Source organism: Streptomyces sp. NPDC051133, from assembly GCF_040682635.1.
Lineage (GTDB): Bacteria > Actinomycetota > Actinomycetes > Streptomycetales > Streptomycetaceae > Streptomyces.
On the sequence record NZ_JBFBBK010000015.1, the window covers coordinates 113,302 to 126,228 of the forward strand.

At 73.0% G+C, this 12,927-nt stretch carries 11 protein-coding genes; 5 read left to right on the forward strand and 6 right to left on the reverse strand.

Going from position 1 to position 12,927, the window contains the following annotated elements; translation table 11 throughout:
- Nucleotides 1-18 precede the first annotated feature (18 nt).
- Both AB0N17_RS17720 and AB0N17_RS17725 read right to left on the reverse strand, forming a co-directional pair.
- On the reverse strand, nt 19-1,167 hold the full coding sequence (locus tag AB0N17_RS17720; RefSeq protein WP_366012227.1) for a 3-oxoacyl-[acyl-carrier-protein] synthase III C-terminal domain-containing protein: 1,149 nt from the start codon (nt 1,165-1,167) through the stop codon (nt 19-21).
- 69 nt (nt 1,168-1,236) lie between these two features.
- On the reverse strand, nt 1,237-2,844 hold the full coding sequence (locus AB0N17_RS17725) for an aromatic amino acid ammonia-lyase (protein WP_366012228.1): 1,608 nt from the start codon (nt 2,842-2,844) through the stop codon (nt 1,237-1,239).
- A 228-nt stretch (nt 2,845-3,072) separates the two neighbouring features.
- Between AB0N17_RS17725 and AB0N17_RS17730 the strand changes: the two genes are divergently transcribed.
- Genes AB0N17_RS17730 through AB0N17_RS17740 form a run of 3 tightly spaced genes read left to right on the forward strand, consistent with a single transcriptional unit; the run spans nt 3,073 to nt 5,593 of the window.
- Nucleotides 3,073-3,681 (forward strand): NAD(P)H-dependent oxidoreductase, encoded by a 609-nt coding sequence (locus AB0N17_RS17730; protein ID WP_366012229.1) that lies wholly within the window; start codon nt 3,073-3,075, stop codon nt 3,679-3,681.
- Nucleotides 3,682-3,704: 23 nt separating this feature from the next.
- On the forward strand, nt 3,705-4,091 hold the full coding sequence (locus AB0N17_RS17735; RefSeq protein WP_366012230.1) for a MoaF N-terminal domain-containing protein: 387 nt from the start codon (nt 3,705-3,707) through the stop codon (nt 4,089-4,091).
- The gene (locus tag AB0N17_RS17740) at nt 4,088-5,593 is read left to right on the forward strand and encodes a long-chain fatty acid--CoA ligase (protein WP_366012231.1); all 1,506 of its coding nucleotides are present in this window, start codon (nt 4,088-4,090) and stop codon (nt 5,591-5,593) included. The genes AB0N17_RS17735 and AB0N17_RS17740 overlap by 4 nt, the downstream gene beginning before the upstream one ends.
- Before the next feature lie 621 nt (nt 5,594-6,214).
- Here the strand turns inward: AB0N17_RS17740 and AB0N17_RS17745 are convergent.
- The 4 genes from AB0N17_RS17745 to AB0N17_RS17760 form a co-directional block, all read right to left on the reverse strand.
- Nucleotides 6,215-7,363: a prephenate dehydrogenase gene (locus tag AB0N17_RS17745; protein ID WP_366012232.1), complete on the reverse strand. Its 1,149-nt coding sequence runs from the start codon at nt 7,361-7,363 to the stop codon at nt 6,215-6,217.
- A gap of 95 nt (nt 7,364-7,458) precedes the next feature.
- Entirely contained in the window at nt 7,459-8,283 is an 825-nt protein-coding gene (locus tag AB0N17_RS17750) for an NAD(P)H-binding protein (protein ID WP_366012233.1), read from the reverse strand.
- A gap of 10 nt (nt 8,284-8,293) precedes the next feature.
- The gene (locus AB0N17_RS17755) at nt 8,294-9,532 is read right to left on the reverse strand and encodes an acyl-CoA dehydrogenase family protein (RefSeq protein WP_366012234.1); all 1,239 of its coding nucleotides are present in this window, start codon (nt 9,530-9,532) and stop codon (nt 8,294-8,296) included.
- A 30-nt stretch (nt 9,533-9,562) separates the two neighbouring features.
- Nucleotides 9,563-10,831: a multidrug effflux MFS transporter gene (locus AB0N17_RS17760; protein WP_366012235.1), complete on the reverse strand. Its 1,269-nt coding sequence runs from the start codon at nt 10,829-10,831 to the stop codon at nt 9,563-9,565.
- A 110-nt stretch (nt 10,832-10,941) separates the two neighbouring features.
- On the opposite strand from AB0N17_RS17760, the gene AB0N17_RS17765 reads away from it, so the two are divergent.
- Together AB0N17_RS17765 and AB0N17_RS17770 are read left to right on the forward strand one after the other, a co-directional pair.
- Complete coding sequence (locus AB0N17_RS17765; RefSeq protein WP_366012236.1) at nt 10,942-11,463, forward strand: MarR family transcriptional regulator; 522 nt, start codon at nt 10,942-10,944, stop codon at nt 11,461-11,463.
- 98 nt (nt 11,464-11,561) lie between these two features.
- A complete protein-coding gene (locus AB0N17_RS17770) occupies nt 11,562-12,410 on the forward strand; it encodes a LysR family transcriptional regulator (protein WP_366012237.1) in 849 nt (282 codons plus the stop codon).
- Nucleotides 12,411-12,927 lie beyond the last annotated feature (517 nt).

The following is a 12,927-nucleotide window of genomic DNA, read 5'->3' on the forward strand; positions in this document are numbered from 1 at the left end:
CGAGCGGCAGGGGCGGGCTCAGGGCCGCCAGCCTCCGTCGGGGAAGGTGACGGTGAAGGCGCCGGCCGAGAAGGACAGACCGAACGCGATGGCGAGCCCGGTACCGGACGGACGGCCGGTGTCCTCCGCCAGCATCAGCGGCACCGAGCAGCCGAGCGTGTTGGCGTGGTCCCGCAGCACGGTGTACGACGAGGCCACCCGCGGGCTGTCCGGCGCGACCCCGAACTGGGCGCACAGCGAGTCGAGGATGCGCGTGGAGCCGGTGTGCATGAGCAGCGCCGCCGCGTCGCCCGGGGTCGCGAGCGTGCAGCCGGGGGCGGCCAGTGCCGCGCGGGCCGTCTCGGTGGCGTAGTGGCCGCCGCGCGGAGTGACCTCGGGGGACAGGGTGTAGAGGCGGCGGCCGTGCTCGGCGAGGACCACCGGGATGTCCGAGCCGCCGTCGGGGACGGTGCCGAGCTCGGTGTCCTCGGGCAGGTCGTTGGTGAGGTTCGCGACCGGCCCGAAGACCGGCCCCCGGCCCTCGGCGCCGAAGACCATGCCCACGGAGGCGTCGGCGAACAGGAAGGAGTGCAGCGCGTCCACGGTGCGCTGCCGCTCGGTGTCCGGGACCTCGGTGAAGTGCCCGTACCCCTGCCGGTCGAGCGGCGGGGAGAGCGGGGAGATGGCCTCGGTGAAGACCGCGAGCACCTGCTTGCCGGGGTTGGCGGTCAGATACCAGCGGGCGGTGTCGACGACCTTGGCGAGCGCCGAGCAGCCCATGTACTCGATGGCCAGGTTGGCGCAGTCCCGGGGCAGTTCGGGCATCCGGGCGATGACGTCGCACACCAGTGAGGGCAGCAGCCGCCCGGGGCTGGAGGTGACGCCGAGGACGAGGCCGATGCCGGCCGGGTCCACGCCGCTCCTGGCGAGGGCGGCCCGCGCGGAGTCCACGGCGAGGTCGACGGTGAGCACGTCGGGCTTGGGGTCGGCGCCGTGGAAGACGACGTCGGGGTAGTTCGCCAGCACCGAGTGGCGCTTGTCGACGCCCAGCGCGGCGAGCATCGCGGTGAGCCGGTCGGAGAACAGGCCCTGGCTCGCGTCGAGCAGTTCGCCGGTGGAGAACACCGGCCTGGGCAGTTCGGCTGCGATGCCGAGCAGGATCGGATCGGTCTGGGCCGCGGTGGTCAAGGGGGTCCTTTCCGGGCAGGGGGCGTGGGGCGGGTGGCGAGTCGTGGGGTCAGGTGGCGAGTCGTGGGGTCAGGCGGCGACGGGGGCGTGGCCGTGCGCGGCGGCCACGAGCGCGCCCGAGGTGATGAGGGCGACGACCTTCCGGATGTCGCCGTCCATGCGCCGGTCGGCGTCCACGAACGGCACGTGCGAGCGGATCAGCGTGTGCACCGCCCGGGTACGCGGCGCCATGTCGTCGAGGCCCCTGAGGTCGAGGGCCTGGCACGCGGCGAGGAGCTGGATCGCGGCGACCTCCCGGGTCAGCTCCACGATGCGCCGGGCGTCGCGCGCGGCGATCGGGGCCATGGAGACCTTGTCCTGGTTGTGCGCCTCGGTGGAGCGGGAGTGCACGGTGGCCGGGCCCGCGTGCTTGAGGGCTTCGGCGGTGAGCGCGGAGCACGCGAGCTGCATGCCCTTGAAGCCGTGGTGCAGGCCCTTCTCCCAGGCGTCGCCGTCCGTGCGCGGGATGAGGTTCTCGGTCAGCCCGTTGTTGAACTTGGCGTCCACCAGGAGCTGCAGCTGCCGGTCGAGGAGGTCGGCGACCGAGGCGACCGCGACCTTCAGCGAGTCCATGGCCTGGACGACATGGCCGGCGTAGAAGTTGCCGCCGGAGTGCACGCGGCCCGACTCGGCGTCGAACAGCGGGTTGTCCGTGGAGGCGTTGATCTCGGTCTCCAGCCAGCGGTCCACCCACGCCACGGTGTCCCGCAGGACACCGGCGACATGGGGCGCGCAGCGCAGGCTGTAGCGGTCCTGGATGCTGCGCGTGAGCCTGCCGTGGCCCTTGCCGTCCAGCGGGTCGTTGGCGTCCACGACCTGGTCGTGGGGGAGGGAGAGCCCGGAGCCGTCGAGGAGTTCGGTGAGGCGGGCGGCGGAGGCGAGCTGACCGGGGTGGGGACGCTGTTCGTGGATGAAGGCGTCGAAGTGGCCGCGGTTGCCGAGCAGGGCCTCGGACGCCAGGGCCGTCGCGACGTCGGTGACCTCGGCGATCCGGGCGGCGTCCTGGGTGGCGAGGACGGCGAACCCGGCGGAGAACGACGTGCCGTTGATCAGCCCGAGGCCGTCCTTGGCCTCCGGGACGACCGGCCGCAGACCGAGTTCGCGCAGCACGTCCGCGGTGTCCCGGGTCTCCCCCCGGTACGTCACCTCCCCCTCCCCGAACAGGGCGTTGGCGACGTAGCACAGCGGGACGAGGTCGCCCGAGGCGCCGACCGAGCCCCGCTCCGGCACCTGCGGCAGGACGTCGTGCCGCAGGAAGTCCAGCAGTAGATGGATGACGTCGGGCTGGACGCCCGAGTTGCCACGGGCCAGGCAGTTGGCGCGGATGAGCAGGGTGGCGCGCACCACCTCGGCGGGGGCCAGCGGGCCGGTGCCGTTGAGGTGGTACGTGACCAGGTGCCGCTGCAGCTCCGCCGCCTTCCCGGGGGCGATCTGGTTGGTCACACTGTCGCCGAAGCCGGTGGTGACGCCGTAGATGGGCTGGCCGGTGGCGATGAGGTCGAGCTTCAGATCGCGGGAACGCCTGGACGCCTTCTGGGCGACGTCGGTGTAGACGAGGGCCCGGTCGTGCTCGGGGCGGGCGATGGACTCGACGTCGTCGAGGGTCAGCGACTTGCCGTCGATGAGAACATCCGTCACAGCGGGGCCTTTCCGATGGAGCGCACGTCAGGGCGTCAGGTGCGGAACGGGGAATGCGTTCGACACTAGGTTCGGACGGGCGGCGGCGGCCAACAGCGAACCCTTATCGCCCCGATAAGGGCTGCCGATCACCCTCGGGGCCGCCGCGCGAATAGGGTTCCGGTGTCCCTCCTCTCACCTCTCTTCCGTCCGGAGAGCCCAATTCCTCTTACAGGCAAGGAGAAACGGGTGACGCGCGCCCCTTTGACGGTCGTAGGAATCGGCGGATCCACTCGGCCCGGGTCGACCACCGAACGGGTCCTGCGTGCGGTGCTGCGCGAGGCCGAGCGGCTCGGCGCGCACACCGTGTGCCTGTCCGGCCCCGACCTCGCCCTGCCGCACTACACGCCCGAGCCGACCGGGGAACCCGCGCGCCGGCGCATGGTCGAGCTGATGGGCTCGGCGGACGGCCTCGTCCTCGCCGCGCCCGCCTACCACGGCACCATGTCCGGCCTGATCAAGAACGTCCTCGACCACGCCGAGGACCTCAGGACCCGGCCGGAGCCGTACTTCAGCGGGCGCCCGGTCGGCTGTCTCACCACCGCACGCGGGGCCCAGGGCGCGGTCTCCGCGCTGGCCTCCCTGCGCGCCACCGTCCACGCCCTGCGCGGCTGGCCCACACCGCTCGGCGTCGGCGTCGACACCTCGCGCACGGCCTTCGACGCGAGCGGAGCCTGTACGGACCCGCACGTCCGCGGCCGGCTGGAGACGACGGCCCGGCACGTCGTCGAATTCGCCCGCGCCCGCAGGGAACACGTTCCGCCCGCCGAGCGGGAATACGCACCGGCCTGGGCCTGACCCCGAAGAGAAAGCGTCACTTCATGACCAGCAACGTTTTCACCCCGCTGCCGCAGGACGACAAGATAGGCGGACCCGCCACCACCGAACTCGCGGGCACCCTCATCGAATACACCTATTCGACCGGGAATCGCTACCGCATGGAATTCGGGCCGGACACCCTCACCTTCCATCTCCTAGAGGGCTCGGCACCCCCGCACACCGTCACCCTCCCCTACCGCGCCCGGCTCGTCCGCCCCGGGCTGTACCTGGTCACCTGGACCGTCAAGCCCGGCATCCACGTGACCCTCCTCGTGGATCTCACCGAGCGGGTCGTCCATGTGAGCGCGATGATGCCGCCCAACCAGTGGGAGTTCTTCGACATCGGGCACCTCACCGAGGTCCGGCAGCCGGAGGACCCGGCCCGGTGAGCGACCAGGGAATCGGCAGCTGGCCGTACCGCAGGGCCCGGCTGGACCCCACCCGCATCGCGCTGCGCCAGGGCGACCGGTCCGTCACCTACCGACGGCTCGCCGACCGTGTCGACCGGCTGGCCGGCGCCCTCGCCGCGCGGGGCGTCCGGCACGGCGACCGGATCGCCCACCTCGGCTGGAACCGCCCGGAGGCACTGGAACTGTTCTTCGCGGCGGGCCGGCTCGGTGCGCTGTTCGTCCCCGTGAGCCCGCGCCTCGCCCCGGCCGAGGTCACCCGTCTCCTGCGGGACTGCGCGCCGGCCGCGCTCGTCCACGACGCGGAACAGGCCCGGGCGGTGGCGGAGACCTGTGCGGGGATGGGACTCGTGGCGGGTCCCGCCGAGCAGGAGGCCATGACCGGCGAGGAGGCCCGGCCACCGGGGCGTTCGGTCACCCTCGACGACCCGGCCGTCGTCCTGTACACCTCCGGCACGACGGGCCGCCCGAAGGGAGCCGTCCTCACCCACGGCAACCTGCTCTTCAACACCCTCAACCAACTCGCCCACGTCGACGTCCTCTCCACGGACACCGCGCTGTGCGTCGCGCCGCTCTTCCACGCCACGGGCCTCGGCCAGGCGAGCCTGCCCACCCTGTTCAAGGGCGGCACCGTCATCGTGGACCGGTTCCGCCCGGGCCCGGCGCTCAGGACGATCGCCGAGCGGCGCGTCACCTGTTTCTCCGCGGTCCCGACGATGCTGCGCATGCTGCACGAGCACCCGGACTTCGGGCGCACCGACCTGTCCAGCCTGCGCTACGTCATCTACGGCGGATCCCCCGCGCCGGAACAGACGGTGCGTGCCTGGCAGCGCCGCGGTGTCACGCTGCTCCAGGGGTACGGCATGACGGAAGCCGCGCCGGGCGTCACCCTCGCCACTCCCGACGGCGCCGCCGCGCGCCCGCTGTCCGCCGGGCCGGTGCACTTCTTCAGCGACATCCGGGTCGACGGCACGGCACCGGACGGCTCCGGCGAGCTGCTCGTCCGGGGGCCGAACGTCTTCGCCGGTTACTGGCGGCGGCCGGCCGAGACCGCCGAGGTGCTCGACGACGGCTGGCTGCGCTCCGGGGACATCGTGCGGGCCGGTCCGGACGGGTGGGTGGAGGTGCGGGGGCGGATCAAGGACCTCATCATCTCCGGCGGCGAGAACGTCCATCCGGCCGAGGTCGAAGCGGCCATCGACGCGCTGGACGGCGTCCGGGAGTCCGCGGTCGTCGGGGTACCGGACGAGCGGTGGGGCGAGGTCGGCGTCGCCCATGTCGTACCGGTGCACCCGGGTGCCGTCACCGAGGAGCAGGTGCTGGCCGCACTGCGTCGGCGGATCGCCGCGTTCAAGATCCCGCGCCGGGTCCTGATCCGGCACAGCCTGCCCCGGACGGCCAGCGGGAAGGTCGTCAAGAGCGCCCTGGAGAGCACCGGGGCCGCCCCCACGTCGCCGCAGCCGGGCCCCCAGCCGGTCGCCTGACCACTGTCCGCACGACGCCCCACTGTCCGCACGACGCACCGCCGTCCGTACGACGCCCCACCGGCCGACCGGTGGGGCGTCGGCGCATGCGGTCGCGGGGCGGCGCAGTCCCGGGCTGCCGAGCTCCCGGCGGGAGCTGGGCGCTGGGGTCGTCGAACCGTTCCGGGCGCGCTCACCCGTGGGGGCGCCGGTCCATCGGGCTGCGGCACAGTCGCGCGCCGGTCCGGCAGTGCGGCGCCGGTCAGTGCGGGTCGCCCATGCTCGGCGGGGGGGCGTGGTCCGAGGCCGTAGGCGGGCCCGCCGGCCCAGGGGGCGAGCCACGGCGGGACAGCGATTCCACGGCAGGCGGGCAGGCGCCGGGTGAATCCGGGCCGCTGACGCAGGGCGACCCGCTCATGCACGGCGACCAGCCCGTTCACACTGGGCCGTCGGGCCACCGTGAACGGCGCGGGGCCGCCGCGGACCTCTGCCGGTCCCCGGCAGGTCCGTCGTCCCGCGCGTCGTCCCGCGCATCGGTCCTTCGTGGTCCTTCGTGGTCCTTCGCGGTCCGTCGCCGCGCGTCGCGGCCGGGCGCGGGGCGCCAGGGTCCAACGCCCAGCGCCCCGCCCCGGGTTCAGGCGTTCACGCCTCGTCGCCCACTTCGCAGGGCCAGCCCTGTCGTCCCAGCTCGCAGGCGAGCTTCTCGGCCGCCCCCGCCGCGACCAGAAGCTCCACCGTGCCCGAGCGGCCCGCGTCGTGGTCGATCGTCACGTCCTCGATGTTCACACCGAGCGTGCGGGTGGCGTCCAGCAGCCGGGCCAGTTCCCCGGGTTCGTCCCCGATCCGGACCAGGACGGCCACGCACGGGATCCGCTCCCCGCCGTGCTTGCCGGGGATGCGTTCGTGACCGGTCCGCGCCCGCTGGAGCGCGTGCCGGACGAGGGCGGCACCCTTGCGGCGGCCGTCCTCGCCGGCCCCGGAACAGTGACGCAGCGCGTTCGCCATGCCTTCCAGATCCTGCGCGACGTCCTCGAGGACATCGGCCACGGCAGCCGAGTTGGCGGTGAGGATCTCCGCCCACAGATCGGGATCGCCGCCCGCGATGCGCGTGACGTCGCGCAGCCCCTGGCCCGCGAGCCGGAGTTCGCTGTCATCGGCGTGCTGCAGGCGTGCGGCCATCAGCGCCGAGACGACGTGCGGGGCGTGGGAGACGAGGGCCACCGCGCTGTCGTGCAGGGCCGGGGTCATCATCACCGGCACCGCCCCGCAGCGCCGGACCAGCTCCATGGTCGCCCGCAGGGCGTGGGACGCGGTGCGCTCGGAGGGGGAGAGGACCCAGGCACGGCCCTCGAAGAGACCGGCCTGCGCGGCGAGCGGGCCGGAGCGTTCGCGGCCGGCCATCGGGTGCCCGCCGACGTAGGTGGCGGGGTCGCAGCCGAGGGCCATGACATCCCGCCAGGGCTGGACCTTCACGCTGGCGACGTCCGTGTAGGCGCGGGCGGCGCCGCGCCGCTGCAACGTGCGCAGGGTGGCGCCGACCTGTGCGGGTGGTACGGCGATGACGGCCAGGTCGACCGGGCCGTCCGCGGTGTCCGTGACGCCGGCGCCGAGCGACGCGGCGGTTCTGGCGTGGACGGGATCGTGGTCGTCGAGATGGACGGTGACGCCCTGCCCGGTGAGGGCGAGCGCTATCGAGGTGCCGATCAGGCCGGTGCCGACGACGGCCACGGTGCGCAGGACGCGCTCGTCGCCGGTGCGCCGGGGCGCCGGGTTGGGCTTGAGTGTGGGCAACGGGTTCTCCTGAAGCTGGTCTTCCGGATCCGGTGCGGAACGTGCGCCGGCCCCGCCCGGTGAGGGGCGGGGCCGACGCGGAGGGAAGGAGTGGATCAGTTGCGGCAGGTGCAGCGGCCGGCGACGGTCCAGTGCTTGTGCACCAGCGCCTGCCGCTCGGCCTCGTCGGCGAGGGCGAGCGCCAGGTCCGGAAGGTCGATCCCGGCGGGCACGCCCCGGTCGTAGAGCATGTGGTCGACGCCCAGGTGGTAGCAGCCCGTACCCGGGCCCGGCCGGTAGAGCCAGGGCGGGGAGAGGAAGCTCCACCGGAAGTCGGTGCGGTGCTCGAACAGGTCGAGCGCGATCCGGCAGCCCTCCAGCAGCGGGACGCGCTTCCAGGACTCGACGTGCTTCTCCAGCTCCGCGTCGCTCACCCCCTCCGGGACGAGGCCGCTCCGCTTGCGCAGGGCGGCCTCGTGGAAGAAGGCCTCGCCGGTGATGTCGCCGAGCCAGGTCAGGTGCTCGGCGGGCATGATGCCGAAGTACCAGGCGGGGAAGCGCGGATCGTCGAACATCTGGGTGTGCGGGTCGACGCGGAGGGACGCGGCGCCCCCGACGTACATCAGATAGCCGGCGCCGGAGCGCCGGAACGCCTGGATGATGCGCCGGGTGCCCTCGGCCTGCCGGTAGTAGACCTCCAGGTCGACCTCGTGGCCGCCGGAGAAGCAGGACACCACGACGTCGTGTCCGGGCAGCACCTCGGCGAGCGCGCGGACGTCGAAGACGTCGCGGGCGACCTGTGTGAGCGTCCCCGGGGTGTCGCCGTCCGGCCGGTCCAGGGCGGAGCGGGAGACGCCGGTGACCTCGTGGCCGCGGCGCAGCAGGGTGTCGGTGAGGGCTCTGCCGGTCATGCCGGTGTGCCCGATCACGGCGATCTTCACGATGCGGCTCCTAGGCGGCGGGCAGGGACACGGCCAGCGCAGGGTTGACCGGGTTCGGGGGCTCGCCGCCGAGGGCGACGACGCCGGCCATCTGCAGCACGGCGTCCTGGGCCACGGCGTGCTGGCACATCGTGTGGACATCGCGCAGCCACCGGTCGAAGGGGCTGCTGCGGCGGTAGACGGCGGCTCCGCCGACGAGGTCGTACAGCCGCTGGACGACACGGCGGGCGGTCTTGAACGCGAAGGTGCGGGCGAGCGCGCTGTCGATGCGCCGCGCGCGCAGGTCCTCCCCGCCGGAGCACAGCGCCTCCCACTGGCGGGACAGCGACTCGTACACGCTCGCCCGGGCGGCGTTCAGTTCCATCAGCGAGCGGCCGATCGCCTCGTGCACCCTGAGGTCGCTCGTCCAGGGCGTGCCCGTCTCCCGGTCGGCGCGGCCCTCCGCCATGTCGATGGCGTGGTCGAGCGCGGCACGGGCGAGGCCGAGCGGGATGCCGGGCATCTTGCGCTGGACCGCGTCCGGGGTGCGCAGCAGCGGACCGGGCCGCCGGGGCCGGGAGAGGCTGAAGGCGTGCTCGGCGGGGACGAACAGGTCCTGGCAGGAGTAGTCGTTGCTGCCGGACCCGGCGAGACCGGTGGAGTACCAGGTGTCGTGGATCTCGAACTGCTCGGGCCGGGCCGCGAACACCCGCCACTGGCGGGGCTGTCCGGTCAGAGGGTCGGCGACCGGCACGCCGTCCTCGTGGACGATGCAGGACGCCATCAGGATCTGGGCGTGGTGGACGCAGGAGGCGAACCGCCAGGTCCCGCTGAGCACGTAGCCGCCGGACACCTTCTCCGCCCGGCCCGTGGGGAACAGCGCCCCGGCGGTGATGGTGTCGATGTCCCCGTACAGCTCCTTGGCGGCGGCGTCCTCGAGGTATCCGGCGTAGATGCCGGAGTCCATGCCGATCATGGCGCACCAGGCCGCCGAGGCGTCGCCCTGCGCGAGGATCTCGAGCAGCTGCGCCTGCTCGACCGAGCCGAGTTCCGGGCCGCCCCACTCGGTGGGCATCACGGCCCGCCACGCGCCGACCTGGCGCAGGACGTCCACGACGGTGTCGGGCAGCCGCCGGAGCTCCTCGGTCCGCGGGGCGGCCTCGCGGAGCAGCGGGACGGCCTGTCGGGCCCGGGTGAGGACGTCGGCCACGGAGGCGGGCGGTATGTCCCAGGACATCTGTCTGGAGGGTTCGGTGCGGGTGGTGGTCATGCGGATGTGGTCCTTTGCCGGGTGGTCGGGTCAGTGCACGGGGGCGGCGGCCGGGGCCGTCTCGTCCGTGGTCGGTGCGTGCTCCCCGTGGCGCCGCCACGGTCGGGCGAGGGCGAGGAGGCTGAGCAGCGCGGCGGCGAAGCCGATGATCATCAGGTTCGCCATCGGCCTGTCGCTGTCGGTGCCGAGCGCGCCGACGACGGGCGCGGCGATGCCGCCGAACAGGCACTGCCCGGCGCCGATCAGGGCGGAGGCGGCTCCGCCCGCCCGGCGGCCGAGTTCCTGGCCGATCGTCATGACCGACGGGATGATCAGGCCCATCGCGAACATGCTCAGGAACATGAAGACCAGCGAGGTGACGAGCGTGTTCCCGGCGGTGGCGGCCACCACGGCGTGCGCGGCCGAGGCGACGACACCGACGGCCACACCGAGACTGAGCAGCCGGTTCAGCCCGGCCTTGGCGGCCAGGTTGCCGACCATGGCACCGCCGATGAGAACGCCGATCGCGGTGAGGGCGAAGGACAGGCTGTACCCGGTCTCGGACAGGTCGTAGCGGTCCTGGAACACGAAGCTGGAGCCCGAGATGTACGCGAACAGCGCGACGTTGGCGAAGGAGAACGTCAGCACGTAGCCCAGGAAGGTGCGTTGTCCGAGCAGCCCCCGCATCGCTCGGAACGCCGGTCCGACGCCGCCCTTCTGGCGCTTCTCGGGCGGCAGCGACTCGGGGAGCCCGACGACGACCGCCACCATGAGGAGCACGCTGAGAACGGCGAGGACGATGAACAGGACACGCCAGGAGGAGGCGTGGATGATCAGGCCGCCGATGACGGGGGCGATGATCGGGGCGACGGCGAAGATGATGGACAGGACGGAGAACCGCTTCGCCGCCTCCGGCCCCCGGTACCAGTCGCCCACGACCGCCCGCGCGAGGACCATTCCGGCGGAGCCGGCCACCCCCTGCAACACCCGTGCCGCGTTGAGCAGTTCGGCGCTCGACGCGAACGCGCACAGCAGCGAGAAGACGGCGAACAGCCCCGAGCTCCAGATCAGCAGCCTGCGGCGGCCCGTCGAGTCGCTGATCGGACCGAGCAGCAGCTGCCCGATGACCTGGCCCAACAGATAGGTGGTCAGCGACAGTTGTACGCCCGCGTCGCTGGCGTGCAGATCGTCGGCCATGTCAGGAAAGCCGGGCAGCAGCATGTCCGTGGCCAGCGGGGTGATCGCCGTGAGGGAGGCCAGGAGTAAGACGACCGCCCCGCCCCGACGTGGCGGCGCGGCGTGGAGCGCATGCGCTTCCATGGAACAACCTTCCGTGCGAAGGGGGTTGACTCGCGGGTCGCCCTGCGGCGGCGAGCCCGACCCAGATAGTTACACTATGGTTCAGTGATTAACAATATGGAGGCGCTTCCATGATCCCGTCCACCCCCACCGACCTGGTCGCCGCCTGGTGGCGTCAGGCCCGGCCCGACCTCGACACCCATTCCATGGGCGTCTTCGGCCGGCTCCGGCGCCTGCACGTACTCGTCGAACTGGAGGCCGGCACCACCCTCGTCGGCGCCCAGCTCACCTCCAGCGAGCTCGACGTCCTCATCACCCTCCGGCACGCCGAGTCGCCGCTGATCGCCCGTAACATCGCCGCGCTGCGCGGGTGTTCGCGCGCGGCGATGAGCAACATCCTGGCCAAGATGGAGAAGCGCGGCCTGGTCACCCGCCAGCCCAATCCGGCGGACCGGCGCGCCGCCCTGGTCTGTCTCACCGAGCAGGGCAGAGAACTCACCGACGAGGTGTTCCCGCAGCGGCTCGCCAAGGAGGCCGACCTGCTGTCCCAACTCAACCCGGCCGAACAGAAGATGGTCACCGAGTCGCTCGACCTGCTGATCAACGCCCTGCTGCGCCGCTCTCCGCTCCCGCAGGAGGCGGAGACGTCCTGAACCACCACGCCACCGTCCCGTGACGCACCGGGGCGGTGCCGGCATCATCGAATCAACGGGGGAAATACATCGTGCGACGCGATCTCGACATACGCCCTTTGCGTACCTTGGTCACCATCGTGGACACCGGCGGGTTCCGCCGTGCCTCCGAGGTGCTCAACATCTCCCAGCCCGCCGTCTCCCAGCACATCCGCAAGCTGGACACGCTGATCGGCGAGCCCGTGTTCCGCGAGACCGGCCAGAGTCTGCGCCTGTCGGTGGCGGGCGAGGAACTGCTGCGCTTCGCCCGCCGACTCGTGGACACCAACGACGAACTCGTGCTGCGCCTGTCGGCGGCGAAACGGGGCGGGCGCCTGACCCTCGGCGTGTGCGACACGCTCGTCGGCGTCATCCCGGACCTCATCACCGCTCTCCGCGAGCACGTACCCCTTCCCTGGATGAGCGTCCAGACCGGGCCGGGCGACCGGCTCAGCGACCAGCATGCGGCGGGCGCCGTGGACATGGTCCTGCGGCTGGGCGACCCCGTCGGGCCGGCGGACGAGGTGATCGGAGCCGTCGACTGCTCCTGGTTCGGTCAGCCCGGCCTGCTGAGCGGCGCCGGACCCGTGCCGCTCGCGGTGTTCGCCGCGCGGGAGGCACCGCTGCGCCGGCTCGCCGAGGACACCCTGACCGCCCGGCAGGTCGGCTGGCACGTCGTCTACGAGGGCGTCGGCGTCGAGGACGTCGTCACGGTCACCCGGTCCGGCTTCGGCGTCAGCCTGCTCTTCGCGGCCGCCGAACCCCGCTGGGACCTGCCCGTCCTGCCACCGGGCCTGCTGCCCGAGCCGGTCCGCAGCCTCCCGGTGGTCCTCTCCGCCGGATCCCGCCTGACCGGAGACCTGACGGCAGCCGTCCTGCCGGCGGTACGCAGCGCATTGAGCGGCTACACCACCCCGGCGAACGCCTGACACCCCGGCCCACGGGGGGCTGCCGTGCACGGGCCGGATGGGCGCGGTTCGTACGCGGGTGGCTTGGGCGCGGTTCGTCTCGGGCGGCGCGGAGCGGAGCCGGAGGGGGTGGTTGGTTCGCTCAGACCCGGCCGCTGGTCCGGACTCGTCGGGGCGTCCGCCCGGTGCCGTACAGCGGGCCGCGCACCCGGCGTGCGGTTCGTGATCACTGGGCGCGAGGGCGCCCAATGCCGTACGGCGGCCGCGTACCGTGGCTCGGTCTGGCCCGGGTCGGCCGGGGGCGTCCGCCCGGTGCCGTACGGCGGGCCGCGCACCGGGGCGCGGTGTGTGTCCGCGGGCGTGTGGTGGAGTCAGACGTGGCGGCGTGTTCAGGGCCCCCTCGCCGGTCCCGTCCGGCCGTTCCGCCGGTCCTCGTCCACCCGGCCGTTCCGCCGGTCCTCGTCCACCCGGCCGTTCCGCCGGTCCTCGTCCACCCGGCCGTTCCGCCGGTCCTCGTCCACCCGGCCGTTCCGCCCGT